Source organism: Streptomyces sp. NPDC034043, from assembly GCF_055575675.1.
Genome location: NZ_JBVISF010000003.1, coordinates 138,392 through 163,473, shown reverse-complemented (window position 1 = coordinate 163,473; position 25,082 = coordinate 138,392). Strand labels below are relative to the sequence as shown.

Here is a 25,082-nt window from a genome sequence, read left to right as displayed (position 1 = left end):
CCGTAGGCCCGCAGGAGAGGAGAAACCGAGAATGGACGCCGAGCTGACCAACAAGAGCCGCGACGCCCTGAACGCGGCCACGAGCAGGGCCGTCAAGGACGGCCACGCCGACCTGACCCCCGCGCACCTCCTGCTGGCCCTGCTCGCCGGCGAGGACAACGAGAACGTCACCGACCTGCTCGTCGCCGCCGACGCCGACCAGGCCGCCGTCCGCGCCGGGGCCGAGCGGCTGCTCGCCGCCCTGCCCAGCGTCACCGGCTCCACCGTCGCGCCCCCGCAGCCCAGCCGCGACCTGCTCGCCGTACTGGCCGAGGCCGACGCCGAGGCCGGCCGCCTGGGCGACGAGTACCTCTCCACCGAACACCTCCTCATCGCCATCGCCGCCAAGGGCGGACCGGCCGGTGAGGTCCTGTCCGCCCAGGGCGCCACGGCGAAGAAGCTGCTGGACGCCTTCCAGAACGCACGAGGAGCACGGCGGGTGACCACCCCCGACCCCGAGGGCCAGTACAAGGCCCTGGAAAAGTTCGGCACCGACTTCACCGCCGCCGCCCGCGACGGCAAGCTCGACCCCGTCATCGGCCGCGACCACGAGATCCGGCGCGTCGTCCAGGTCCTCTCCCGCCGCACCAAGAACAACCCGGTGCTCATCGGCGAGCCCGGCGTCGGCAAGACCGCCGTCGTCGAGGGCCTGGCCCAGCGCATCGTCAAGGGCGACGTCCCCGAGTCCCTCAAGGGCAAGCGGCTCGTCTCCCTCGACCTCGGCGCGATGGTCGCCGGCGCCAAGTACCGCGGCGAGTTCGAGGAGCGGCTCAAGACCGTCCTCGCCGAGATCAAGTCGAGCGAGGGCCAGATCATCACCTTCATCGACGAGCTGCACACCGTCGTCGGCGCCGGGGCCGGCGGGGACTCCGCCATGGACGCGGGCAACATGCTCAAGCCCATGCTGGCCCGCGGCGAGCTGCGCATGGTCGGCGCGACCACCCTCGACGAGTACCGCGAGCGGGTCGAGAAGGACCCGGCGCTGGAGCGGCGCTTCCAGCAGGTGCTGGTCGCCGAGCCCACCGTCGAGGACACCATCGCGATCCTGCGCGGGCTCAAGGGCCGCTACGAGGCCCACCACAAGGTCGTCATCAACGACAGCGCCCTCGTCGCCGCCGCCACCCTCTCCGACCGCTACATCACCTCCCGCTTCCTCCCCGACAAGGCCATCGACCTCGTCGACGAGGCCGCCTCCCGGCTCCGCATGGAGATCGACTCCTCTCCCGTGGAGATCGACGAGCTCCAGCGCTCCGTCGACCGCCTGCGGATGGAGGAGCTGGCCCTGAACAACGAGTCCGACCCCGCCTCCCGCGAACGCCTCGACAAGATCCGCAAGGACCTCGCGGACAAGGAGGAGGAGCTGCGCGGCCTCACCGCCCGCTGGGAGAAGGAGAAGCAGTCCCTCAACCGCGTCGGCGAGCTCAAGGAGCGCCTGGACGACCTGCGCGGCCAGGCCGAGCGCGCCCAGCGCGACGGCGACTTCGACACCGCCTCCAAGCTGCTCTACGGAGAGATCCCGCAGCTGGAGCGCGAGCTGGCCGCGGCCACCGAGGCCGAGGCCGCGGCCGAGGCGTCGAAGGACTCCATGGTCAAGGACGAGGTCGGGCCCGACGACATCGCCGACGTGGTCGGCGCCTGGACGGGTATCCCGGCCGGCCGCCTCCTCGAAGGGGAGACCCAGAAGCTCCTGCGCATGGAGGACGAGCTGGGCCGCCGCCTGATCGGCCAGACCGAGGCCGTACGGGCCGTCGCGGACGCCGTGCGCCGCACCCGCGCCGGCATCGCCGACCCGGACCGGCCGACCGGCTCGTTCCTCTTCCTGGGCCCGACGGGCGTGGGCAAGACCGAGCTGGCCAAGGCCCTCGCGGACTTCCTCTTCGACGACGAGCGGGCCATGGTCCGCATCGACATGTCGGAGTACTCCGAGAAGCACAGCGTGGCCCGGCTCGTCGGCGCCCCGCCCGGCTACGTCGGCTACGAGGAGGGCGGCCAGCTCACCGAGGCCGTCCGCCGCCGTCCGTACAGCGTGGTGCTGCTGGACGAGGTCGAGAAGGCCCACCCCGAGGTCTTCGACATCCTGCTCCAGGTCCTCGACGACGGCCGCCTCACCGACGGCCAGGGCCGGACGGTGGACTTCCGCAACGCCATCCTGATCCTCACCTCCAACCTGGGCAGCCAGTTCCTGAGCGGGCACGGCCCGGGTGAGCCCGTCACCTCGGAGGAGCGCAAGAAGGAGCAGGTCCTCGACGTGGTCCGGGCGAGCTTCAAGCCGGAGTTCCTCAACCGCCTCGACGACCTCGTGGTCTTCTCCGCGCTGTCCCGCGACGAGCTGACGCACATCGCGGAGCTCCAGATCGCCCGGCTCGCCAAGCGCCTCGCCGACCGCCGGCTCGTCCTGGACGTCACCCCCGCGGCCCTGGCCTGGCTGGCGGACAAGGGCTACGACCCGGCGTACGGAGCCCGGCCGCTGCGCCGCCTGATCCAGACGGCCGTCGGCGACCGCCTCGCGAAGGAGATCCTCTCCGGCGAGGTCCGCGACGGCGACACCGTACGGGTCGACGCCGCCGGCGACGGCCTGCTGGTCGGCCGGGCCGCGTAAGGGTCCGCCCCCGGACGGGTGAGCACCGTCCCGCAAGGGCCGCCGCGCCCCCGTGTCCGCCCGGAGCGGATCGGGGGTGCGGGGCTGGACACGGGGTGGGCGAGATGGGGGAGGATGGCGGTATCCGCACGAAGGGAAGTACACGGTGAGCATCGACCCGGCCTCGATTCCGAACTTCGGGGGTAAGCCCGAACCGCAAGGCCAAGGACCGGCGGGCCCCGTCGTCCCCGACCAGGACCTGGTCAAGCAGCTCCTGGAGCAGATGGAGCTGAAGTACGTCGTCGACGACGAGGGCGACCTCGCGGCGCCGTGGGAGGACTTCCGCACCTACTTCATGTTCCGCGGCGAGGGCGAGCAGCAGGTCTTCTCCGTCCGGACCTTCTACGACCGTCCGCACGCCATCGACGACAAGCCGCAGCTGCTCGAGTCGATCGACGACTGGAACCGCCGCACCCTGTGGCCCAAGGTCTACAGCCACACGCACGACGACGGCTCCGTCCGCCTGATCGGCGAGGCGCAGATGCTGATCGGCACCGGCGTCAGCCTGGAGCACTTCGTGTCCTCCACGGTCAGCTGGGTCCGCGCGTCGATCGAGTTCGACAAGTGGCTGCTCGAACAGCTCGGCCTGGAGAAGGAGGTCGACTCCGCCGAGGGCGACGACAAGAAGGAGGAGGACGGCGAGTAGCCGTCCGTCCCCCTTACAGGGGTACCCGCGCCATCAGGAGCAGATACGCCCCGTAGCCGTACGAGAGCCCGGCCAGGCCGGCGGTCACCGCGACCGCCGTGCGCGGCCGGGCTTTCGCCAGTGCGGCCGCCACCGGCAGCAGCAGCGGGAACGCGGGCAGCAGGAACCGCGGCTTCGACTCGAAGAAGCCCGCCCCGCCGAAGGTGATCACCAGCAGCGTCCCGGCGTACACGAGCAGCGGCAGCGGCGTCCGGTCCAGTACGGCCAGCGCCGCGAGCAGCCCGGCGGCGGCCAGAGCGGCCAGCGTCACCCCGGCCGGGATGGTCACGGGCCCGCCGGACAGCGCCCGCCAGGCCGTCTCCAGGGTCCCGCCGCCGAAGTCGAAGCGCGAGCCCCACTGCCGCTGCACGGTGAAGTAGCCGAGGGGGTCGTGCCGGTGCGCCCCGACGGCGACGACGTACGCGGCCCAGCCCGCGGGCGCGAGCAGCCCGGCCGCCCACACCGCGGGCGCGCGGTTGCCCCGTACCACCAGCTCCCGCAGGGCCAGCACCGTCACGGCGGCGGCCACGGCGATCCCGGTGGGCCGGGTCAGTCCGGCGAGCGCCGCCAGGGAGGCCGCCCACAGCCAGCGCTCCCGCAGCAGCGCGTACAGGGACCAGGCGGCCAGGGCGCACAGCAGAGGCTCCGTGTAGGCGAGGCTCAGCACCACCGCGTGCGGCAGCGCCGCCCACAGCGCGACCAGCAGCACCCCGGCCCGCGCCCCCAACAGCAGTTCCCCGATCCGGTACACGCCGACGGCGGCCACCGCCGCGGCCGTCCAGGCCACCGCGAGCCCCGCGACGGGGCCGCCACCGAGGAGGTCCACCAGCAGCGGGTACAGCGGGAAGAAGGCGTAGTCGCTCTGGATGGAGTCGGAGGCGGGCCACATCTGGGTGCGGCCGTAGCCGTGGGCGGCGATGGAGAGGTACCAGAAGGAGTCCCAGGAGCCGCCGAGCACCTTCACGGGGTTCCGGCCGTCCCACCAGGCGCCCAGGGCGATCACCAGCACCCCGGCGCCGCGCACCGCGGCGAACACCCCGAGCGCGAGCCCGGCCGGCCGGGCCGCCCCCGGTCTTCGTCCCGTGCGCGGGGAGGCGGGCGGGATCCGTCCCGTCGTCACGCCCATGCCGTGCCCTACAGCTGCCGGAGGCGGTCCACGGCCTCCTGGAGGACGTGGGTCTGCTTGCAGAAGGCCCAGCGGACCTGGGTGGCCCCAGCGGACGTGTCGTCGTAGAAGACCTGGTTGGGGATGGCGACCACCCCGCAGCGCTCGGGCAGGGCGCGGCAGAAGGCGAGGCCGTCCTTCTCGCCCAGGGGCGAGATGTCGGTGGTGACGAAGTAGGTGCCCTGCGGGCGGAAGACCTCGAACCCGGCGGCGGCCAGCCCGTCGCAGAGGAGGTCGCGCTTGGCGGCGAGGTCCGCGCGGAAGGCGTCGAAGTAGGAGCCGGGAAGGGCGAGGGCCTCGGCGACGGCGTACTGGAAGGGGCCGGAGGAGACGTACGTCAGGAACTGCTTGGCCGAGCGGACCGCGGAGACCAGCGCGGGCGGGGCGGTGACCCAGCCGACCTTCCAGCCCGTGAAGGAGAAGGTCTTGCCGGCGGAGGAGATGGTGACGGTGCGTTCGCGCATGCCGGGCAGGGACGCCAGCGGCACATGCCCGCCCTCGAAGACGAGGTGCTCGTAGACCTCGTCGGTGACGACCAGCAGGTCGCGTTCCACGGCGAGTTCGGCGATGGCGGCCAGTTCCTCGCGGGTCAGGACGGTGCCCGTCGGGTTGTGCGGGGTGTTGAGCAGGAGCAGCCGGGTGCGCGGGGTGACGGCGTCGCGCAGGGCGTCGAGGTCGGGGCGGAAGTGCGGGGCGCGCAGGGTGAGCGGGACGCGGACCGCGCCGGCCATGGCGATGCAGGCGGCGTAGGAGTCGTAGAACGGTTCCAGCGCGATGACCTCGTCGCCCGGTTCGAGGAGGGCGAGGAGGGAGGCGGCGATGGCCTCGGTGGCACCGGCGGTGACGAGGACCTCAGTGTCCGGGTCGTAGGACAGGCCGTAGAAGCGCTGCTGGTGGGCGGCGATCGCGGTGCGCAGCTCGGGGATTCCGGGGGCCGGCGGGTACTGGTTGCCGCGGCCGTCGCGGATCGCGCGTACGGCGGCTTCGGCGATCTCGGCGGGGCCGTCGGTGTCGGGGAAGCCCTGGCCCAGGTTGATCGACCCGGTGCGGGCGGCCAGCGCCGACATCTCCGCGAAGATCGTGGTGCCGAAGGAGGCAAGGCGGCGGTTGAGGAAGGGGCGGCTGCTGCTGCTCGCGGGTGCGCTCATGGGCGCCATCCTGCGGGGAACCTCTGGAGTTGCTCAAGTGTGCTTTCGGGGCGTTGGCGCGAGGGCATCCCCCCTGCACGCGGGCCACGGGGGTGCCGCGACCCGGGCGACCGGGGTGTGAGGAAGGGGGCGGGGCCGTGGTCCTTGTCCTGGTTCTCGTGGTGGCGGCGGTCCTGGGGATCGTCCTGTTGGTGACGCACTTCTCCGGGCCGGGGGGCAGCGGTTCCGGAGGTTCCGGCTCCGGCTCCAGCTGGTGGGCGGGCGGCGGAGGGTCCTCGTCGTCCTGCGGTTCCTCGTCGTCGTCCTGCGGTTCGTCCTCCTCGTGCGGGTCCTCGTCCTCCTGCGGTGGCGGAGGCTGCGGGTCCAGCTGACACTGGTACGGGTGCTGCGGGCGGCGAACCGGACGGTGCGGGGAAGCGTGCGCGGATCCGGTGTGGAAGGGGCGCCCGCAGGGGACAACTTCCTTCGGGCGTCCGCTTGTTCGGGCCGGCACTACGGCGTACGGGCGGCGTCGTGTTGAACACGTGAACCGTGAAGCCCCCGGGGGGATGTAAACCCCGTCAAGTTGGGTAAAAACGCTGTGAGTGCCGTGCCTTTCATGATTCCCTCGGTTGAGTAGACCAGGTCCCCGGACCTCCCGGGACTTCCTGCGGACCCGTGCCGGTGTCCCCCCACCCGTTGACTACCGCTGGCGGGCCCCGGCCCATCTCCCTCGCGCGTTTGCGGAGCCGACTCATGCTCACGACCCTCCAGACCACCTACACCGACACGCGTGCCGCCGATCTCGCCTGGGCCCTGGGACGCGACCGGCTGCCCGCCCTGGCCGTACTGAACCTCCAGCTCGCGGACGCGAAGGTGGAGTTGCGCCTGCTCGGGGCCTCTCACCAGGTGCTCCTGGAGGAGGGCGAGGTGCTCTGCTCGGAGACGGTCGCCTGTATGCCCGGCAGCAGTACGCCGCTGCCGCTCGGCGTGGCGAAGCGGGTGGGCGACTACGAGTACGAGTTCGCCGCGCGGGTCGAAACCCTCTCGCGGGGCTCCTTCGCGGGACGGGCCCAGGAGCTGCTCGCACTGGTCGCGGACCACCCCAACGGGCTAGCCGGCACCTTTCCCGGCGACCCGCACGCGTTCACCGCGATGCTCGCGCAGCGCCACGAGGGGCAGGTGCGCTGGCGCACCTGGCACGCGTACCCGCAGGAGGGGCAGCTGGTGGCCACCCGCACCCGGGTGGGCGTACGCATGGGCGCGCCCGTCTAGGGGGGTCTTCGGCGGATCACGGCCGGGCCGGGTCCGGTTTTCCCGGCCGCGCGGTCGCGGGCAGGATTACCCCGATTACTCCAACTGGTCTGCCCGACACGCCAGTTACACCCATGTGGGTGACAGGGTGTGGGTGGGCGGTGACGTACGGTTCGCTGCATGATCGACCGTTCCGCCCCCCGCGGGCTGCTCCCGGCGGCGGAGCCACGGGGCGTGCAGACCGTCCATGCCGCCCTGCCCGTACGCCCCCGGACCGGCCGACTCCTCGTGCTGGCCACGGTGTTCGTCTGCGCGGCCTGCGGGCTCGTCTACGAGCTGGAGCTGCTCGCCCTCGGCTCGTACCTCATCGGCGACTCCGTCACCCAGGCGTCGGTCGTGCTGTCCGTCATGGTCTTCGCCATGGGCGTCGGCTCCCTCCTCGCCAAACGCCTGCGCCGCCGGCCCGCGCTCGGCTTCGGTGCCATCGAGGCCGCGCTCGCCCTGCTCGGGGGCTTCTCCGCGATGGCCCTGTACGCGAGCTTCGCCTGGCTCGGCGAGTCCAGGACCGCGCTCGTCGCCTTCTCCTTCGGCATCGGAGTACTCATCGGCGCGGAGATCCCGCTGCTGATGGTCCTCATCCAGCGCATCCGCAGGCAGGACGCCGGCGGAGCCGTCGCCGACCTCTTCGCCGCCGACTACGTGGGCGCCCTCGTCGGCGGGCTCGCCTTCCCCTTCCTGCTGCTGCCCGTGCTCGGCCAGCTCACCGGGGCCATGCTCACCGGCACGGTCAACGCCGTCGTCGGCGGCGGACTCGTCCTGTGGCTGTTCCGCCACGACCTCAGCAGACGCTCCCGCTGGCTGCTGGTCACCGCCAACGCGACCGTACTCGCCCTGCTCGCCTGCGCCACCCTCCTCGTCGACGACTTCGAACGGGCCGCGCGCACCGCCGTCTACGGCGCGGAGGTACGGGTCGCCGCGCAGACCGGGGTGCAGGAGCTGGTGCTCACCGGGCCGTCCACCGGGTCCCCGCGCTCCCTCGACCTCTTCCTGGACGGCCGGCTGCGGGTCAGCGGCTACGACGAGTACCGCTACCACGAGGCCCTGGTCCACCCGGCCATGACCGGCCCGCACGCCCGCGTCCTGGTCCTCGGCGGCGGCGACGGGCTCGCCGCCCGCGAGGTCCTGCGCTACCGGGACGTCGCCTCCGTCACCGTCGTCGAGCTCGACCCCGGCGTGGTCCGCCTCGCCCGCACCGACCCGATGCTCTCCGCGCTCAACGCCCGGGCGTACGAGGACCCGCGCATGGACGTGGTCACCGAGGACGCCTTCCGCTGGCTGCGGGGACCCGCCGCCCGGCACCGCTTCGACGTCATCCTCTCCGACCTGCCCGACCCCGGCATCACCCCGAGCACGAAGCTGTACTCGCAGGAGTTCTACGGGCTCGCCGCGCGGGCCCTGACGCCGGGCGGACGCATCGCGGTGCACGCCGGCCCCCTCACCACGAGGCCGCGTACGTACTGGACCGTCGAGTCCACGCTGCGCGCGGCCGGGCTGCTCACCACCCCCTACAGCACGGGCGGCCGGCTCTCCGGCTTCGCCGCCGGGCCCGACCGGACCCAGGGCGTGGCCGACGCGCCGCCGCAGGACTGGGGCTTCGTGCTCGCCGCCCACGACCGGGTGCCCGAGCTGCGCGTGGACCGCGACACCCCCGCCCTGCTGGCCGTGTCGACCCAGGGGCTGCGGGACGCCGCCCGGGACGCCGCCCGGGTCCGGCCGGCCGGGCTCCCGCCGTCCACGCTGCCGCATCCGCGATACCACTGAGCCGGGGCGTCGTGTCCGTGTGCACGGGCGGGTCCCGTCGGTAGGCTCGACCGCATGGAGCATCAGGTGTTCGTTCCGGTACCGGTAGAAGACGTCCGCGCCGTGCTGCGTGATCCCGCCCGGGTGGCCCGCTGCGTCCCCGGGCTCCAGCAGGACGCCGACACCGCTGCCGGGCCGCCGGCCGGGCGGCTCAAGGTCCGGGTCGGCGGGCACACCGTGACCTACCGGGGCGTCCTGTCCCTCGTCGAGCGGGACCCCGACCACTTCGCCGCGGAGGGCGAGGGGACCGAGGTCCGCGGCAGCGGCGCCGTCAGCCTCGCGCTCGTGCTGCGGCTGGTGCCGTACGACGGCGGGACCCGGCTGGAATTCAGCGGCGGGGCCACGGCGGACGGCCGGGCCGCCGCCTTCGACCCGCAGGCCACCGCCACCGCCGCCGGGCGGCTGCTCGACCGCTTCGCCGCCAACCTGGCCGGCGTGGCCGGTGCCGCGGGCGACCCGGTGGCCGAGGCCGAGGAGGCCGAGGAGGCGAAGGCGGAGGAGGCGGAGTCCGGCCCGTCGGTCTTCGACACCGAGGTGCCGCCGCCGTCGCTCGACCCCTTCCTCGACGGCGATTTCACCGAGTTCGCCTCCTTCGACGGGGCGGGGAGGGAGGAGGCGCCGGACGCGGGCCCCGCCGGCCCCGGACGCCCGCCGGCCGAGGCGGCCCACGCCCGCCGCACGATGATCGGCCGCAGCGCGGAGGAGGTCGACCACGCGCCCCCGCGCGGCCGCTACGCCCCGGTCCCGGCCCCGTCCTCCGCCACCGGCCAGAACGGCCTGCGCTGGATCGCCCCGGCGGCGGCCCTGGCGCTGGCCTCGGCGGTCGTGGTCGGAAGGGCGTTGCGCCGGCGCCGTTGACGCGCCGTAGGGTCGCCGTATGACTACGCAACTGAGCGCCGGGGGCGCGGAACTCACCATCGATCAGGACAACGGCTGCAGGGTCGGCAGTCTGCGCGTCGACGGCATCGAGCTGCTGCGTCAGGGCCCGAAGTTCGGGTCCTTCCCGATGGTCCCCTGGTGCGGGCGTACGGCGAACGGCCGGTTCCATGACGGCGCCAAGGTCCACCAGATGCCGCTCAACCATCCGCCGCACGCCCTCCACGGCTTCGCCCGCGACGCGTCCTGGAAGACGGCCTCCGTCGACGGCACCACCGCGGCCTTCACCTACGACCTCGTCGACCCCTGGCCCTACGCCGGGCGGGTGACGCAGGTCTTCGAGCTGGGCGAGGACGCGCTGACGATCCGCATGGGCGTGGAGACGTACGAGGACTCATTCCCGGCGCAGGCGGGCTGGCACCCCTGGTTCAACCGGGTCCTGACCGACGGCGGGGAGCCGGCCCGGATCGGCTTCGACCCGGCCTGGCAGGAGGAACGCGACGAGGACCACATCCCCACCGGCCGCCGCATCGACCCGAAGCCCGGCCCCTGGGACGACTGCTTCGGGATGCCCTACGGGGTCGACGTCACCCTCACCTGGCCCGGGCAGCTGGACCTGAGGGTGACCAGCCCCGCCGAATGGGTGGTCGTCTACGACGAGCAGCCGGAGGCCGTCTGCGTCGAGCCGCAGTCGGGCCCGCCGAACGGACTGAACACCCTCCCGCGCCTGGTCACACCGGTGGACCCGCTGGAGATCTCCACGACGTGGGCGTGGCGCCGGCTCGGCTAGCCCGCACTTAAGCTCGTTGTCATGAGTGACGTCAACGAAGTAATGCCGTCCGGCACACGCGATGCGCTTCTGCAGCAGATCAAGGACAAGGCCGTCGTGCACGGCAAGGTGACGCTTTCCTCCGGCAAGGAGGCCGACTACTACATCGACCTCCGCCGGATCACCCTCGACGGCGAGGCGGCCCCGCTGGTGGGGCAGGTCATGCTGGACCTCACCGCCGACCTCGAGTTCGACTGCGTCGGCGGCCTGACCCTGGGCGCCGACCCGGTCGCCACCTCGATGCTGCACGCCTCCGCCGCGCGCGGCGAGCGTCTGGACGCCTTCGTCGTCCGCAAGGCGCAGAAGGCCCACGGCATGCAGCGCCGCATCGAGGGCACCGATGTGAAGGGCAAGCGCTGCCTGGTCGTCGAGGACACCTCCACCACCGGCGGCTCCCCGCTGACCGCCGTCGAGGCGGTCCGCGAGGCCGGCGGCGAGGTCGTCGCCGTCGCCACCATCGTGGACCGCGGCGCGGCCGACGCGATCGCCGCGGCGGGCCTGCCGTACCTCACCGGCTACCGGCTCGGGGACCTGGGTCTCGCCTGAGCCCTGCCCCGAGGCTCCGGCCGTCTCGGATCGTGGGCGTGAAGGGGCGGCGGCCGGCCGTGGGCCGGGGCGCGGCCACGGTCCCGGAGGTCGACGCTCCGGTCCTGACCTGCGCCTTTCCGGACGGCCGGGGTGTTTCACGTGAAACGCTCCGGCCGCCGCGCTGAGCGAGGGGTGACAGGCGGGGTGGAGTGTCGCGCCGAGTCTGGAAAGATAGGCGCGACGGCGACGTCGCCCCCAGGTCAGGGCCCGCAATAAGCACACTCCCCGCACATCCAAGGAGCGGACAGATGCCCATCGCAACCCCCGAGGTCTACAACGAGATGCTCGACCGGGCGAAGGCAGGCAAGTTCGCCTACCCGGCCATCAACGTCACCTCGACCCAGACCCTGCACGCTGCCCTGCGCGGCTTCGCGGAGGCCGAGAGCGACGGCATCATCCAGATCTCCACCGGCGGTGCCGAGTTCCTCGGTGGCCAGTACAGCAAGGACATGGTCACCGGCGCGGTCGCCCTGGCCGAGTTCGCGCACGTCGTAGCCGCCAAGTACGACGTCACCGTCGCGCTGCACACGGACCACTGCCCCAAGGACAAGCTGGACGGCTACGTCCGTCCGCTCCTGGAGGTGTCCGCCGAGCGCGTCGCCCGCGGCCTGAACCCGCTCTTCCAGTCGCACATGTGGGACGGCTCCGCCGAGACCCTGGCCGACAACCTGGCCATCGGCCAGGAGCTGCTCGCCAAGGCCGCCGCCGCGAAGATCATCCTCGAGGTCGAGATCACCCCGACCGGTGGCGAGGAGGACGGCGTCAGCCACGAGATCAACGACGAGCTGTACACCACCGTCGACGACGCGATCCGCACCGCCGAGGCCCTCGGCCTGGGCGAGAAGGGCCGCTACCTGCTCGCCGCCTCCTTCGGCAACGTGCACGGCGTCTACAAGCCGGGCAACGTCGTCCTGCGGCCCGAGCTGCTCAAGGACCTCCAGGCCGGCGTCGCCGAGAAGTTCGGCAAGGCCTCTCCGTTCGACTTCGTCTTCCACGGCGGCTCGGGCTCCACGCCCGAGGAGATCGCCACCGCGCTGGAGAACGGCGTCGTGAAGATGAACCTCGACACCGACACCCAGTACGCCTTCACCCGCCCGGTCGCGGACCACATGTTCCGCAACTACGACGGTGTCCTGAAGGTCGACGGCGAGGTCGGCAAGAAGTCCACCTACGACCCGCGCACCTGGGGCAAGCTGGCCGAGGCGAGCATGGCCAAGCGCGTCACCCAGGCCTGTGCCGACCTGCGTTCCACGGGCACCAAGCTGAAGTAGGCGGCGAGGACCCGAAAGGGTCCGCCGGGACCTGAAGGGGTCCGCCGGTCCGTCAGGGACCGGCGGACCCCTTTGCCGTACGCCCCCGCGCCGTGGATCCGGCTCGGCACGGCAGGGGCACGGCAGGGTCCGGGGGGATCCGGCGCGGTTTCGGTACGGATTCGCCCGAGGTGACATACGCCGGTGGACGGGGGAGGCGGCGATGGTGTGGAATCTAGGCAGAGAAACGTACCCGCCGGGATGTAATGCCGGCGGGCCAGGAGAGGCGACGCCGGCGATGAAGACAGTGCGACCCCAGGTGAAGCAGGACCGGGCGGTGCGCACGCGTCGGGCGATCCTGGAGGCGGCGGCGCTGGTGTTCGAGGAGTACGGCTACGACACGGCCAAGCTCTCGGACATCGTCAACCTCGCCAAGGTCACCAAGGGCGCGCTCTACTTCCACTTTGACTCCAAGGAAGGCCTGGCCCAGGCCGTCATCGACGCGCAGAACGAGTCGCAGCCGCAGATGCGGCCGCAGCAGTACAAGGCGCAGGAGTTCGTGGACATCGGCATGGTCTTCTCGCACCAGCTGCGGCACGACGCGCTGATGCGGGCCAGTGCCCGGCTCACGCTGGACCACGCCGGCCGCGGCCTCGACCGGGTGACCCCCTACCAGACCTGGATCGAGCTGCACGTCCCGTTGCTGGAGGAGGCCCAGCGGCGCGGGGAACTGCTGCCGAACGTGGACCCGTGGGTCCCGGCCCGCCTGATCGTGGGTGCGTTCGCGGGACTGAACACCATGTCGTACACGCTGGGGCTGGACCTGGACGCCCAGGTCTCGGAGCTCTACACGCACGTGATGCCCGGCGTGGTGGTCCCGGCCGTGGCGATCCGGCTGGACACGGCCCCCGGGCGCGGGGCGCGGGCGCTGTACGGGCCGCAGGGCGCGCACGAGTGCCGGTACGGCTGCCCGGGCGGCGTGCCGCCCCTGGAGGGGAAGGCGCCCGAGGAGGCGTGCGCGGCTGCCGAGGGAGTCCGCTCGGCCGCCGAGGAGATCTCCGCCTGAGGCCGGTCCGGCCCGCCCGCCCCCTTCCCAAAAAGATCCTTCCGGGTATGATTTTTCTGCTCGCCTGCCCAGGGAGATCACTGTGGACATTGAGGTACTCGGCGCACCACGGGTCACCGAGAACGGTGTGCCCATCACGGCCCCCACGCCGGAGTCCCGGCATGTCCTGGCGGTCCTCGCCGCCTGTCCCGACCGGGTCGTGCCCGCTACCGTCCTCGCGGACGAGCTGGCCCGCCGCGTCCCGCCCGAGCACGCCCACGCCGCCCTGCACACCGCCGTACGCCGGCTGCGCGAGCGGTTCGCGGAGGCACTGGGCGCCGGCTCGGTACGCACTCCCGAGACCGTGCTGTCCACGCGGCCCGGCGGGTATCTTCTCGACACCGGCGGCGGCCGCTGCGACGTCCGCGAGTTCGAGCGCGAGGCGGGCGCCGGCTACCGGGCCATGGGGCGGGGCGACGCCGCGCAGGCCGCCGCGAGGCTCCGCCGGGCACTGGACCTGTGGACCGGCCCCGTCCTCGACGGCATCGACGCCGGGACCTGGCTGCGCCGCCGCATCGCCTGCCTCGACGCCGACCGGCTCTCCGTGCTCGGCCAGTGGGTCGAGGCGGAACTCGCACTGGGACGCCACCGCGAGCTGCGCCTCGCGCTCGCGGGCCTGCGCGGCGCGGGAGCGTGCCGCCCCGGCGACGCGTACCTGGCGGCCCTGCACCGGGCCGAGGCCCGCGTCGAGGCCGCACGGATGGCCCGCCCGGCCCGCGGGCTCACCCTGAGCTGTGGCGCCCGCGCCTGACCCGGCGTCAGGCGCGCGGGCCGCTGCTTGACCCCTCGCCCGGCGGAACCTAGGTTCGGGTCCGGGGACGGAAAACGGCTGGTCGGGTGGGGGGAGCGGCGGTATGCGCGGGGACGGGGGCGGTCCGCTGGCCGTACTGGAACTGCTCGCTGCGGACGCCCCGCAGAGCCGCTACGAGGCCCTGCTCGCCGAGGCCCGCGGCGCGGGCATGGACGAAGCCGAACTCGCGGCCCTCACCCGGGCCGTGGAACTCGCCCGCTCGGTACGGGCCCGCGCGAGCAGGGCCAGACAGCGCGAGGCCGCCCTCACCGCCCTCGTCGACACCGCCCACGACCTGACCTCCCCGTACGACATCGACGGCCTGCTGCGCCTGATCACCCGCCGGGCCAGACGCCTCCTCGGCTTCGACATGGCCTGGCTGTCGCTGAGCCGCCCGGACGGGTCCGCGTACGTACGCACCTCCGAGGGCGAGACCACCGCGCTCAACGTCGGCCTCGAACTCGGCACCGGCCGCGGCCTCGGCAGCATCGCGCAGGCCCGCCGCTCCCCGGTGTGGACCCCGGACTACCTCGCAGACACCAGCATCGCGCACGCCCCCGGCATCGACGCCGTCGTCGAGGCGGAGGGCCTGCGCGCGATCATCGCGGTCCCGCTGCGGCGCGGGGACTCCACCCTCGGCGCCCTCTACGGATCCGACCGCGCCGTACGGGAGTTCACCCCGGACGAGATCGGCATCATGCTCTCCCTCGCCGACCTGGCCGCGGTCGCCATCGAGAAGGCCCGGCTGCTGGAGCAGACCCGCGACGAGGTCACCGAGCTGGAGGCCTACGGCTCGCGCACCCACACCGCCCTCACCCGGGTCCGCTACCTGTGGGAGTGCCACGCCCGGCTGGCCGGGCTGGTCCTGGACGGCGCCGGTCTCGCCACCGTCGCCCGGGCCACCGCCGACGCGCTGGACGGCGTGCTCCAGGTGCGCGACCCCGGCGGGCGGCCGCTGACCGCGACCGGGGAGCTGCCCGGCCTGGACGAGGAGGCGGTGACGAAGGGCGCCCTCCAGGCCCTCACCGACCGGCGTCCGGTGCGGCTGCCCGGCGACCTGTGGCTGGCCCCGGTACTGGCGGGCGCCGAGGACCTCGGGGTGCTGCTGCTCAGCGCCTCCGCGCCGCTCGCCGAGGAGGACGTACGGCTGCTCCAGCTGTCCGCCCAGTCCGTCGCCTCCCTGATGCTGATCCAGCGCGGCACGGCCGCCGCCGAGGGCCCCGTCCACGACGAACTCCTCGCGGACCTGCTGGACCGGCCCCACTCCGTCGACCTGCACCTGCTGGAGCGCACCCGCCGGCTCGGCATCGACCTGGACCGCCCGCACGTGGTGGTCGTCGCCCGGCCGGAGGGCGGCGAACTGGGCAAGGCCGTGGCCTGGGCCTCCTCGTACGCTTACCGGACGGGCGGGCTCAAGGGCGTCCGGCGGGGCTGCATCGTCCTGGTCCTGCCCGGCACCGACGCCTCCGCCGCCGCGCACCGGGCCTCCGGGGAGCTGTCGCCGCTGCTCGGCCACGCCGTGTCCACCGGGGCCGCCGGACCCACCGGGAGCCCGGGCGAGGTGGCCCGCGTCTACGCCGAGGCGGTGCGCTGCCTGGACGCGCTGACCGCGCTCGACGGGGTGGGCGGCACCGCTTCCCTGCGCGAACTGGGCTTCCTCGGCATGCTGCTGTCCGCCGACCACGACGTGGAGTCGTTCATCGCCGGGACCATCGGCCCCGTCCTGGAGTACGACGCGGACCGGCTGACGGAGCTGACCCGCACCCTGGAGGCGTACTTCGCCTCGGGCACCAGCCCCACCCGCGCCGCCGAGGCCCTGCACGTGCACCCGAACACCGTCTCCCGCCGCCTGGACCGCATCACCGAACTCCTCGGCCCCCACTGGCAGGAGCCCGCCGGCGCCCTGGAGATCCAGATGGCCCTGCGGCTGCGCCGGACCCGCACGGTCCTGCACGACCGCCGCGCCGCCGCCGACCGGGCCTGAGGCCCGCCGCCGGCCTTCCGGACCCTGCCGGGGGCGGGGTCTCACGCCGCCGCGTAGTGCTCCGTGGCGGTCAGGGCACGGGCCGCGTGCGCGACCGAGGCCAGCGTGACGTGCCGGTGCCAGCCCGGCAGGGCCCGGCCCGCGAAGTCCCGCAGCCCCGCCTCCCGTCCGCTGTGCTCGGCGGCGAAACCGACCCGCCGGCCCTGCTTCGTCAGCCGCAGCAGCGGGCCCACGGGGAGCCGTACCAGGTCCGTCAGCCACAGCTGCGCCGGAGGGCGGCGCGGGTCCGTCCACTCGCCGACCAGCAGCAGGTGGCGGCGGCGGGCCGGGGAGGGGTCGGGCATCATCACCCGCACCGCGACCGCCAGGGTGCTGCGGTGACGGCCCCCCGGCAGCGTCGGGTCCGGGTCGGTCCACTCCACCGGGGTGCACAGCCCCTTCACCGCCTGCAGGACGTCCCGTGCGGGGCGCGCCCCCGCGCCGTGGCCCGGCAGCGCCGGGTCGGTGACCAGCAGCGGAGTGGCCGGGCCGATGCGGGCGATGACGGGCAGCCCGGCCTCCGCGAAGCGGTTCATGGTGGAACGGCTGCCGATCCGCTGGATGTCGAGCACCACCGGGCGCCGGTTCCCGCTGCGCCGCACGGTCTCGATGACGGCGGCCGCCGCGGACTCCTCGTACGCGGCCTGCGCGTCGGCCGGCTCCAGCGGTTCGGGGCCGTCACCCTCCGGCAGGTGCATCCGCCACCCGACCGGGGTGACCAGCCCCGCCGAGGCGAACCAGGTCCCGAAGGCCTGCTGCCCCCGGAACATCTGCCCCTGGTGCGGGTCGAAGCGATGCGCCACCCCCACCGAGTGCTCCCCGCCCTTCGGGATCGCCAGCGGCTGCGCCACCCACGCGGTCAGGGGGGTGGCCGCCTGGAGGAACCCGGCGAGCGAGGCGCGGATCGGCTCCCAGTCCCAGGTGGAGCCGGAGATGAAGTGGTGCATGCTCTGCTCCGCGGCACCGCCCCCGAACTGCCCCGCGATCCCGCGCATCGACTTCCGGCCGGGCAGCGCCAGCAGCCCCCGCACGTACTGCCGGCCCTTCTCCCGCTGGTCCTTGCGGCGCAGCGAGCACAGGACCGCGGAACACAGGTCGTCGGCCGCCTCATGGACCGGGTCCCGCCGGACCGGCACCGCCGTTCCCGTCCCCCTGCTGTCGATGCTGCTCATGACCGCTTTCACGACATGCCCCCCTCGGCGTGCGTCCACTGCGCCTCTACCGTCCGCCGAGCACCCCTCTTCCGGGGAGGTGCGCCGGCCACCGCACTTCGCCGGATCGTGGTGGGGCCGCCACACCCCGCCGGACTTGACGGACTGCCCGGGCGGACCTGGCAGGACCCCCGCGCATCGGGCACGGTCGGATCGCGGGGCCCATGGGCCGCGGTGCCGGGCCCGCCCCGGCGCGGTGCCCCGCACGGCGGCGGTGCGACACGGGAGGGGCGGGGTGCAGTTCGGCGTCTTCTCGCTCGGTGAGGCCGTCCCCGATCCGTCGACCGGCCGCACGCCGACCGAGCACGAGCGGATCCGGGCCATGACCGCCCTCGCGGTGCGGGCGGAGGAAGCCGGCCTGGACGTCTTCGCCACCGGCGAGCACCACAGCCCGCCCTACGTGACCTCCTCGCCGTCGACGCTGCTCGGCTACCTCGCCGCGCGCACCCGGCGGCTGATCCTGTCGACCGCCACCACCCTGGTCACCACCAACGACCCGGTCCGCGTCGCCGAGGAGTACGCGCTGCTCCAGCACCTGGCGGGCGGCCGCCTCGACCTGATGACGGGCCGGGGCAGCACCCCGAACTGCTATCCCTGGTTCGGCCAGGACCTGCGCCAGGGCATCGCGCTGGCCCGGGAGAACTACGCCCTGCTGCACCGCCTGTGGCGGGAGGAGGACGTCGACTGGCGGGGCCGTTTCCGGGCCCGCCTCGACGGCTTCACCTCCGTGCCCCGCCCGCTGGACGGCGTACCGCCCTTCGTGTGGCACGCGTCGGTGCGTTCGCCGGAGATCGCGGAGCAGGCCGCGTACTACGGCGACGGCTTCTTCGCGGACAACCTGTCCGCTCCCGTCGAGCAGTGCGCGCGCCTGGTGGAGCTGTACCGCGCCCGGTACGAGGAGCACGGACACGGCACCGCCCGGCAGGCCGTCGTCGGGCTCGGCGGGCAGGTCTTCGTACGGGCGCGCTCGCAGGACGCGGTGCGCGAGTTCCGCCCGTACTACGACCGGTCCCGGCTCCACGGCGGGCGCTGGTCCCTGGAGGAGTGCGCGGCCCGGACCCCGCTGGCGGTGGGCAGCCCCGATCAGGTCATCGAGAAGGTGCTCACCTTCCGGGAGGCCTACGGGGACTACCAGCGCCAGCTCTTCGCCGTGGACCACTGCGGGCTGCCACTGGAGGCGGCCCTGGAGCAGGTCGACGCGCTGGGCGAGCGGATCGTGCCGGTCCTGCGCCGGGAACTGGCCGCCTCCCGGCCCGCGGGCGTGCCCCCGGCTCCCCGCCACCCGGCGGCCGGGCCGGCCGCGGGCACGGAGCGGCGCGCCGACCTGGGGGCGTGCGCGGCTTCCCGGACCGGCGCGTGATCCGGTCCTGACCGCCGGCCGGCCGCGGGCCGCGTTGCCTGCCGCTGCCCGGCCGCGGCCGTTTCGCCGCCGCCCGGCTTCGCCGCTGGGCGCCGTCGTCGGCCAGACTGGGCCCATGTCGATTCACCAGAACCTGCTCGGGGGCCCCGCCCCCACCCACCTGCCCGACGAGCCCGCGCCCCGCGAGGCGCTCGCCGCCGGTACCGACCCGGCCGAGGTGGCCGCCGCGCACCCCTCCTCCTCGCTCGCCTGGGCCGCCCTCGCCGACCAGGCGTACGCCGCCGGCCGGACGGTGGAGTCGTACGCGTACGCCCGTACCGGCTACCACCGCGGCCTCGACGCGCTGCGCCGGGCCGGCTGGAAGGGCCACGGCCCCGTGCCGTGGGAGCACGAGCCGAACCGCGGCTTCCTGCGCGCCCTGCACGCGCTGGCGCGGGCCGCCGGGGCCATCGGGGAGAAGGAGGAGCACGAGCGCTGCTCGACCTTCCTGCGGGATTCCTCGCCGACGGCGGCGGACACGCTCGCATAACGCTGTCGAGGCTCGCCCTAGAGGGCCTCCGGGTCCCCTGCTTATGATGCGTGGCAGGGGACCGGGGCTCCACTTACCTCACCGGAAGGAGCGGACCGCTACCCGGAAGCACGTGTCGAGGAGACAGAAATGTCGCACGCCCTTGATGCCTCCGGAGCCGGTTCGGACACCCCGAACCTCGACTTCGACGGCACGACTCCGTACGAGGACTACGTCCAGGCGGACGTCCTCACCCACCTCCAGCACCTGCGCTCGGACGACCCCGGCGAGATGGTGTTCCTGGTGACCACCCAGGTCATGGAGCTGTGGTTCACGGTCATCGTCCACGAGTGGGAGACGGCCGCCCGCGCCCTGCGCGAGGACGACGTCCCCGTCGCGATGGACGCGCTGAAACGATCCCTCCGCGAGCTGGAGGCCCTGAACGCCTCCTGGCGGCCGCTGGCCCAGCTCACCCCCGCCCAGTTCAACGCGTACCGCGCCGCCCTGGGCGAGGGTTCCGGTTTCCAGTCGGCGATGTACCGCCGGATGGAGTTCCTGCTCGGTGAGAAGTCGGCGTCGATGCTGGTCCCGCACCGGGGCGCGCCGCGGGTCCACGCCGAACTGGAGAAGGCCCTCCACGAGCCCAGCCTGTACGACGAGACCCTGCGCCTGCTGGCCCGCCGCGGCCTTCCGGTCCCCCGGGCGGTCCTGGACCGGGACCTCGCCCTGCGGTACGAGCCCTCCCCCGAGGTCGAGGCCGTCTGGACGGCCCTCTACGCGGACCCGTCCGGCCCGCACGCCGACCTGCACCGCCTCGGCGAGGTGCTGACGGACGTCGCCGAGCTGGTCTGGCGCTGGCGCAACGACCACCTGGTCGCGACGCGCCGGGCGATGGGAGCGAAGACGGGAACGGGCGGCTCGGCCGGGGTGACCTGGCTGGAGAAGCGCGCGTCGAAGAACGTCTTCCCCGAGCTCTGGACGGCCCGCAGCCATGTCTGAGCCCGGCCTGAACCCCCTGAACCCCATACCGGAGCTCCAGGAACGGGCCGCGAGGCTCGACGCCCAAGACGGGCTCGGCAAGCTCCGGGCGCGCTTCACCCTCCCCGAGGGGGTCGTCTACCTCGACGGGAACTCCCTCGGCGCGCTGCCGGCGGGCGTTCCCGGCGCCGTGGCCGACGTCGTGCGGCGCCAGTGGGGCGAGCTCCTCATCCGCTCCTGGGACGAGAGCGGCTGGTGGACCGCCCCGCAGCGGATCGGCGACCGCATCGCCCCGCTGATCGGCGCCGCCCCCGGCCAGGTGACCGTCGGCGACTCCACCAGCGTCAACCTCTTCAAGGCGCTGGTCGGCGCCGCCCGCCTGGCGGCGCCCGGCCGGACCCGGATGCTGGTCGACGCCACCACCTTCCCGACGGACGGCTACATCGCCGCGTCCGCCGCCCGGATGACCGGCCTCGAGCTCGTCCCGGTCGATCCGGCCGACGCGGCCGGCGCCTTCGGCGACGACACCGCCGTGGTGCTGCTCAACCACGTCGACTACCGCACGGGCCGGCTGCACGACCTGCCCGCCCTCACCGGCGCCGCGCACGCCGCGGGCGCGCTGATCGTGTGGGACCTGTGCCACAGCGCCGGAGCCCTGCCCGTGGGCCTCGACGCGCACTCCGTCGACCTCGCGGTGGGCTGTACGTACAAGTACCTGAACGGCGGCCCCGGTTCCCCGGCCTACATCTACGTGGCCGAACGGCACCAGGGTGCCTTCGACTCCCCGCTGCCCGGCTGGAACGGCCACGCCGAGCCCTTCGCGATGACTCCGGAGTACGTCCCCGCCGAGGGTGCGGCCCGGGTTCGCGTCGGGACCCCGGACATCCTGTCCATGCTGGCGCTGGAGGCGGCCCTCGACGCCTGGGAGGGCGTCGACATCGAGGCGGTGCGCGCCAAGTCCCTCGCGCTGACCGACTTCTTCCTCGAGTGCGTGGCCGCGTACGTCCCGGACGGGCGGGTCGAGCCGGTGACCCCGGCCGAGCACGGCCGGCGTGGCAGCCAGGTCTCGCTGCGGGCCGCGGGTGCCCGCGAGGTGATGGCCGAGCTCATCTCCAGGGGGGTCGTCGGGGACTTCCGCGCCCCCGACGTCCTGCGGTTCGGGTTCACGCCGCTCTACGTCGGTTTCGCCGACGTGGAGCACGCGGCGCGCACACTGGGTCACATTTTCGGGTGACGCGGTAGCGAAACGTCACACCACGGGGCGGGCGGGGCTACGGCTCCGCCCGCCTCCGTGCGGGCTCGATCCGGCGGCTGGCGGGGCGTGCGGGCCTGGTACGGTCCCGCTCTGCCGGAACACCGGAACATCTGTCCCCCCTGTCCCACGCGTTACCGAGAGGTCGAGCCGATGACGGACCCCGCAGTCGAACGGGACGCCGCCGAGGCCGCCTCGGCCTTCGCCCACCCCCCGGTCGCGCCCGAGGCGAGCGCCGCGTACGGGGACCACCCCGACCAGGTCATCGACTTCTACGCCCCCCGGGGCGAGGGGCCGGCGGGCTCCGCCCCGCTGGTGGTGGTCCTGCACGGCGGGGCCTGGCGGGCCCGCTACGACCGGCAGCACATCACCCCCTTCGCGGACCTCCTCGCCCGGCGGGGCTTCGCCGTCGCCAACGTGGAGTACCGGCGCGGCAGCTCCCTGCCCCACCAGGACGCCGGGGGGCCGGTGGCCGGGCGCTGGCCCGAGACCTTCGACGACGTGGCCGCCGCCATGGACGCCCTGCCCGGCCTGGCCGCGGCGGCCCTGCCCGCCGCCGACTCCCGCCGGACGGTGGTGACCGGCCACTCGGCGGGCGGCCAGCTCGCGCTGTGGGCGGCGGCGCGGCACGTCCTGCCGTACGGCGCGCCCTGGCGGCTGTCCGCCCCGCCGCCGCTGCGCGGTGTGGTGGCGCTGGCCCCGATCGCGGACTTCGGGGTGGCGGAGGAACTCGGCGTGTGCGGCGGCGCGTCGGCGCAGCTGCTGGGCGGGCCGGAGCACTGGGAGGCCCGGCTGCCCTTCGCCGATCCGGCGGCACTGCTCCCCACGGGCATCGCCACCACCGTGGTGCAGGGGCGGGAGGACATCGTGGTCCCGCCGGCGGTGGCCGAGTCGTACGTGGCCGCCGCCGCGAAGGCGGGCGAGATGGTCGGCCTGACCCTGGTCGAGGGCGTCGGTCACTTCCCCCTGATCGATCCGGCGGCGGACGCCTGCGCGGTGGTCGCGGAGGAGATCTCCCAACTCGCCTGGTAGCCGCCCGGGGGTGTGGAGCGGCCGGTCAGCGGCGGGACGCGGTCCGCTGCGGCGGGATGATGCGGACCCGCTTCCCGGCCGGGGCGCTCTCTATGTCGTCCAGCTGCGCGGTGATCGTCGCGCGCAGGTCGTCGTAGTCCTCGAAGCGGTGGTCGTTGAAGAGCGTGTAGCCCGTCCACATCAGGTTCGCGCAGACCCGCGCCGGCACGCGGCCGGTCCGGGCGCCCATGCCGACCAGCGCCACCGAGCGGATGCTGCCGGGCCGCGTCTCGTTCTGCTGGTGGATCGCCTGGAAGGCGGCCGCGCAGGCCAGGGCCACGTTCAGGGTCTCGCTGATGTTCTGCGAGGACGCCTCCATCGTCGGCGTCGAGATCAGGAACCGCGGGGTGACCGCCCCGGACGGCACGCACACCGCGCTGCCCACCGGGAGACTGCCCCCGAACCGGTCGCGAATCGCCCGCTGCACGCGCAGCTGGATGCCGGCGCCCAGGAACCGCTTGACGGCCGCGTCGACCCCGCCGTCCATCCGGCCCCGGGAGTTGGTCGGGCTGACCCACGCGTCGACGTCCTCGTCGAGGATCGATCCCCGGCGGATCTCGATCCCGGGGGTGTCGGCGAAGGCGGCCCGCCACGCCTCCACCACACCGGCGTTGACGTCGGTCAGTACGACCCTGAGCGCAGGCTGCACGCGGTCCTCGGTCATCATCCACTCCTATCGGGAATCGGTCTTTCCGACCGCTCACCACGTTAGCGGCGACCACTGACAATCGGTCGTCGATCAGGGTCTGGTGACGGTCGGTCAGTGATGTCAGTGCCCGCTGCTAGCCTGCGGAAAGATTCGAAGTCCGGTTCGACATTTCGGAGTTCCTCACCATGCCCGAAACCAACTCCCCGGCTCCCGCCGCACAGCCCGATCCGAATGACCCGCTGGCCCTGGCCGAATTGTTCAAGGGCGGCGGCGAACCGTGGTTTCCGCTGCTCAAGCCGGTCATCGAGGCGCAGCCGAACGCCGCCGCGTTCATCGGTGCGGGCCGCGGTCCGGACGTCGTGCCCGTCCGTGAACTGACCTTCCAGGCGCTCAAGCCGAATCCGCCGCACAAGTGGAAAGTCGTCGTCTTCGGGCAGAACCCGTATCCGCGGCCGGAAAGCGCCACCGGCATAGCGATGTTCGACAACACCTTCCACGACTGGAAGGACAGTCAGTTCGGCAGGGTCGTCAGCATTCGCTGCATCATCAAAGCGGCGGCGATGTGGAAGCACGGAATTCCGAAGAAGACCCCGATCGCCGACATACGCGCGCTCCTGAAGGAGCGGGACACCGTGCAGCCGCCGGAATGGTTCCAGGCGATGCTCACCCAGGGCGTGCTCCTGCTGAACGCGGCACTCACCGCGGAGTGCGGCGGGGCGCGGGGCGGGGCCGATCCGCACACCGCCTTCTGGCGGCCGGTCGCCGAGCGGATCGTCGAGGAGATCCTCAAGGCCAAGCAGGACGCCGCCGAGGAGGACCGCGGCGTCGTCTTCGCCTGGTGGGGGGCGCACGCGCGCAGCCTGAAGAAGGTCGTCCTCGAACTCCAGAAGAAGTACCCGGGGGTCGAGGTCCGGCACATCGACCACGCCAATCCCGCGGCCCAGGGCGACATCTTCTGCGACGGCGACCACTTCGCGACGGTCAACGACGCCCTCGCGTCCGTGGGCGCGGACCCGGTCGACTGGCTGCCGGCCAAGGGGTGGAACGAGCGGGCGGCCGCCGGGACCGGCGGGACGGGCGGCGAGGACGTCGCCGCCCGCATGGGCGCCTTCATCGCGTCCACGATGGAACTGCACCAGCTGTATCTGGAGCGCCTCGCCAGCGTCAAGGACGAGGGGCTCGTACTCCCCGCGATCACCGGGGTGTTCGACACCCCGCTCATGGAGTTCCGGGACGCCGTCGCGGCCGTCGCCGAGCTGCTGCCCGGTCTCGGCGGGCACGTCGACCGGTCTTACGAGTTCGGCAAGGCGCGGGCGGACGGAGCGGCCGGCGGGCTGTCCGCCGACGCGGTCTCCGCCCTCCACCTCTACACCTGCGAGTCCGCGTTCTACCGGGAGATCAACGCGGCCCTGCGCTCCCCTGACCGCTCGCGCCTCGTCCCGTACCTGCCGTACCTGCGGCTGCTGTTCGCGGCGGTCTCCGGGCTGCCCGCCCGCACGGAGCCGCTGTACCGCGGTGTCGCGCTGGACCTGCGGGCACAGTACCCGCTGGGCCGCACCGTCACCTGGTGGGGCGTGTCCTCCTGCACGCCCAAGCTGGGCGTGGCCCGGGGGTTCCTCGGCAGCCGCGGCAAGCGGACGCTGTTCGAGGTGGTGCCCGCTCGGGCGGTCGGCATCCGCGACTTCTCCGCGTTCACCGAGGAGGAGGAGTTCATCCTCTCCCCGGGGACGCAGCTGAAGGTCACGGACGTGAAGACCGAGCGCGGCGGCCTGTGCACGGTGCGGCTGACCGAGCTGGACGACCAGACCCTGGTGTCCTGACCCG

At 73.5% G+C, this 25,082-nt stretch carries 21 protein-coding genes; 17 read left to right on the top strand and 4 right to left on the bottom strand.

The window, feature by feature from the left end; all coding sequences use genetic code 11:
• The first annotated feature begins 31 nt into the window (after positions 1-31).
• Together clpB and ACZ51S_RS09150 are read left to right on the top strand one after the other, a co-directional pair.
• The gene (clpB, locus tag ACZ51S_RS09155) at positions 32-2,638 is read left to right on the top strand and encodes an ATP-dependent chaperone ClpB (RefSeq protein WP_468476318.1); all 2,607 of its coding nucleotides are present in this window, start codon (positions 32-34) and stop codon (positions 2,636-2,638) included.
• A 145-nt stretch (positions 2,639-2,783) separates the two neighbouring features.
• Entirely contained in the window at positions 2,784-3,323 is a 540-nt protein-coding gene (locus ACZ51S_RS09150) for a type III secretion system chaperone family protein (RefSeq protein WP_388933303.1), read from the top strand.
• Between the two features lie 13 nt (positions 3,324-3,336).
• Here ACZ51S_RS09150 and ACZ51S_RS09145 read toward each other — a convergent pair whose 3' ends face one another.
• Both ACZ51S_RS09145 and ACZ51S_RS09140 read right to left on the bottom strand, forming a co-directional pair.
• Entirely contained in the window at positions 3,337-4,488 is a 1,152-nt protein-coding gene (locus ACZ51S_RS09145) for a hypothetical protein (protein ID WP_468801269.1), read from the bottom strand.
• Positions 4,489-4,496: 8 nt separating this feature from the next.
• Entirely contained in the window at positions 4,497-5,684 is a 1,188-nt protein-coding gene (locus ACZ51S_RS09140) for a pyridoxal phosphate-dependent aminotransferase (protein ID WP_468476316.1), read from the bottom strand.
• Between the two features lie 726 nt (positions 5,685-6,410).
• Between ACZ51S_RS09140 and ACZ51S_RS09135 the strand changes: the two genes are divergently transcribed.
• From ACZ51S_RS09135 to ACZ51S_RS09095, 9 genes are all read left to right on the top strand, one after another.
• Positions 6,411-6,929 (top strand): DUF2617 family protein, encoded by a 519-nt coding sequence (locus ACZ51S_RS09135; protein ID WP_388933309.1) that lies wholly within the window; start codon positions 6,411-6,413, stop codon positions 6,927-6,929.
• A gap of 159 nt (positions 6,930-7,088) precedes the next feature.
• Entirely contained in the window at positions 7,089-8,729 is a 1,641-nt protein-coding gene (locus ACZ51S_RS09130) for a polyamine aminopropyltransferase (RefSeq protein WP_468960325.1), read from the top strand.
• A 54-nt stretch (positions 8,730-8,783) separates the two neighbouring features.
• Positions 8,784-9,626: an SRPBCC family protein gene (locus ACZ51S_RS09125; RefSeq protein WP_468476314.1), complete on the top strand. Its 843-nt coding sequence runs from the start codon at positions 8,784-8,786 to the stop codon at positions 9,624-9,626.
• 19 nt (positions 9,627-9,645) lie between these two features.
• A complete protein-coding gene (locus ACZ51S_RS09120; protein ID WP_468476313.1) occupies positions 9,646-10,434 on the top strand; it encodes an aldose epimerase family protein in 789 nt (262 codons plus the stop codon).
• A gap of 21 nt (positions 10,435-10,455) precedes the next feature.
• Complete coding sequence (gene pyrE, locus ACZ51S_RS09115; protein WP_388933319.1) at positions 10,456-11,019, top strand: orotate phosphoribosyltransferase; 564 nt, start codon at positions 10,456-10,458, stop codon at positions 11,017-11,019.
• Between the two features lie 290 nt (positions 11,020-11,309).
• Positions 11,310-12,332 carry a class II fructose-bisphosphate aldolase gene (gene fbaA / locus ACZ51S_RS09110; protein ID WP_388933322.1) on the top strand — a complete coding sequence of 341 codons (1,023 nt, stop codon included), beginning with the start codon at positions 11,310-11,312 and terminating at the stop codon, positions 12,330-12,332.
• Positions 12,333-12,609: 277 nt separating this feature from the next.
• On the top strand, positions 12,610-13,377 hold the full coding sequence (locus tag ACZ51S_RS09105) for a ScbR family autoregulator-binding transcription factor (protein WP_468476312.1): 768 nt from the start codon (positions 12,610-12,612) through the stop codon (positions 13,375-13,377).
• A gap of 82 nt (positions 13,378-13,459) precedes the next feature.
• The gene (locus ACZ51S_RS09100; protein WP_468960322.1) at positions 13,460-14,167 is read left to right on the top strand and encodes an AfsR/SARP family transcriptional regulator; all 708 of its coding nucleotides are present in this window, start codon (positions 13,460-13,462) and stop codon (positions 14,165-14,167) included.
• 103 nt (positions 14,168-14,270) lie between these two features.
• On the top strand, positions 14,271-16,190 hold the full coding sequence (locus tag ACZ51S_RS09095; protein ID WP_468801260.1) for a helix-turn-helix domain-containing protein: 1,920 nt from the start codon (positions 14,271-14,273) through the stop codon (positions 16,188-16,190).
• Positions 16,191-16,231: 41 nt separating this feature from the next.
• Here ACZ51S_RS09095 and ACZ51S_RS09090 read toward each other — a convergent pair whose 3' ends face one another.
• Complete coding sequence (locus ACZ51S_RS09090) at positions 16,232-17,401, bottom strand: IS701 family transposase (RefSeq protein WP_468960319.1); 1,170 nt, start codon at positions 17,399-17,401, stop codon at positions 16,232-16,234.
• Between the two features lie 274 nt (positions 17,402-17,675).
• Here ACZ51S_RS09090 and ACZ51S_RS09085 point away from each other — a divergent pair, with 274 nt between their 5' ends.
• From ACZ51S_RS09085 to ACZ51S_RS09065, 5 genes are all read left to right on the top strand, one after another.
• Entirely contained in the window at positions 17,676-18,800 is a 1,125-nt protein-coding gene (locus tag ACZ51S_RS09085; RefSeq protein ID WP_468476308.1) for a CE1758 family FMN-dependent luciferase-like monooxygenase, read from the top strand.
• Between the two features lie 115 nt (positions 18,801-18,915).
• Positions 18,916-19,329 carry a DUF3151 domain-containing protein gene (locus tag ACZ51S_RS09080; RefSeq protein ID WP_468476307.1) on the top strand — a complete coding sequence of 138 codons (414 nt, stop codon included), beginning with the start codon at positions 18,916-18,918 and terminating at the stop codon, positions 19,327-19,329.
• A gap of 129 nt (positions 19,330-19,458) precedes the next feature.
• Complete coding sequence (locus tag ACZ51S_RS09075; protein WP_468801256.1) at positions 19,459-20,307, top strand: tryptophan 2,3-dioxygenase family protein; 849 nt, start codon at positions 19,459-19,461, stop codon at positions 20,305-20,307.
• Positions 20,300-21,520, top strand: coding sequence for a kynureninase (gene kynU, locus ACZ51S_RS09070; protein WP_468801254.1), 1,221 nt, complete (start codon positions 20,300-20,302; stop codon positions 21,518-21,520). The genes ACZ51S_RS09075 and kynU overlap by 8 nt, the downstream gene beginning before the upstream one ends.
• Positions 21,521-21,691: 171 nt before the next feature.
• A complete protein-coding gene (locus ACZ51S_RS09065; RefSeq protein ID WP_468476305.1) occupies positions 21,692-22,570 on the top strand; it encodes an alpha/beta hydrolase family protein in 879 nt (292 codons plus the stop codon).
• A gap of 25 nt (positions 22,571-22,595) precedes the next feature.
• On the opposite strand, the gene ACZ51S_RS09060 is transcribed toward ACZ51S_RS09065, so the two are convergent.
• On the bottom strand, positions 22,596-23,273 hold the full coding sequence (locus ACZ51S_RS09060) for a macro domain-containing protein (protein ID WP_468476304.1): 678 nt from the start codon (positions 23,271-23,273) through the stop codon (positions 22,596-22,598).
• Between the two features lie 170 nt (positions 23,274-23,443).
• On the opposite strand from ACZ51S_RS09060, the gene ACZ51S_RS09055 reads away from it, so the two are divergent.
• Complete coding sequence (locus ACZ51S_RS09055; protein ID WP_468801250.1) at positions 23,444-25,078, top strand: ADP-ribosyltransferase domain-containing protein; 1,635 nt, start codon at positions 23,444-23,446, stop codon at positions 25,076-25,078.
• Positions 25,079-25,082 lie beyond the last annotated feature (4 nt).

Coding starts and splice junctions, on each gene's coding strand:
- clpB (WP_468476318.1), top strand. CDS start 32: ATGGACGCCGAGCTGACCAACAAGAGCCGCGACGCCCTGAACGCGGCC.
- ACZ51S_RS09145 (WP_468801269.1), bottom strand. CDS start 4,488: ATGGGCGTGACGACGGGACGGATCCCGCCCGCCTCCCCGCGCACGGGA.
- ACZ51S_RS09140 (WP_468476316.1), bottom strand. CDS start 5,684: ATGGCGCCCATGAGCGCACCCGCGAGCAGCAGCAGCCGCCCCTTCCTC.
- ACZ51S_RS09135 (WP_388933309.1), top strand. CDS start 6,411: ATGCTCACGACCCTCCAGACCACCTACACCGACACGCGTGCCGCCGAT.
- ACZ51S_RS09130 (WP_468960325.1), top strand. CDS start 7,089: ATGATCGACCGTTCCGCCCCCCGCGGGCTGCTCCCGGCGGCGGAGCCA.
- ACZ51S_RS09125 (WP_468476314.1), top strand. CDS start 8,784: ATGGAGCATCAGGTGTTCGTTCCGGTACCGGTAGAAGACGTCCGCGCC.
- ACZ51S_RS09120 (WP_468476313.1), top strand. CDS start 9,646: ATGACTACGCAACTGAGCGCCGGGGGCGCGGAACTCACCATCGATCAG.
- pyrE (WP_388933319.1), top strand. CDS start 10,456: ATGAGTGACGTCAACGAAGTAATGCCGTCCGGCACACGCGATGCGCTT.
- fbaA (WP_388933322.1), top strand. CDS start 11,310: ATGCCCATCGCAACCCCCGAGGTCTACAACGAGATGCTCGACCGGGCG.
- ACZ51S_RS09105 (WP_468476312.1), top strand. CDS start 12,610: ATGAAGACAGTGCGACCCCAGGTGAAGCAGGACCGGGCGGTGCGCACG.
- ACZ51S_RS09095 (WP_468801260.1), top strand. CDS start 14,271: ATGCGCGGGGACGGGGGCGGTCCGCTGGCCGTACTGGAACTGCTCGCT.
- ACZ51S_RS09090 (WP_468960319.1), bottom strand. CDS start 17,401: ATGAGCAGCATCGACAGCAGGGGGACGGGAACGGCGGTGCCGGTCCGG.
- ACZ51S_RS09080 (WP_468476307.1), top strand. CDS start 18,916: ATGTCGATTCACCAGAACCTGCTCGGGGGCCCCGCCCCCACCCACCTG.
- ACZ51S_RS09075 (WP_468801256.1), top strand. CDS start 19,459: ATGTCGCACGCCCTTGATGCCTCCGGAGCCGGTTCGGACACCCCGAAC.
- kynU (WP_468801254.1), top strand. CDS start 20,300: ATGTCTGAGCCCGGCCTGAACCCCCTGAACCCCATACCGGAGCTCCAG.
- ACZ51S_RS09065 (WP_468476305.1), top strand. CDS start 21,692: ATGACGGACCCCGCAGTCGAACGGGACGCCGCCGAGGCCGCCTCGGCC.
- ACZ51S_RS09060 (WP_468476304.1), bottom strand. CDS start 23,273: ATGACCGAGGACCGCGTGCAGCCTGCGCTCAGGGTCGTACTGACCGAC.
- ACZ51S_RS09055 (WP_468801250.1), top strand. CDS start 23,444: ATGCCCGAAACCAACTCCCCGGCTCCCGCCGCACAGCCCGATCCGAAT.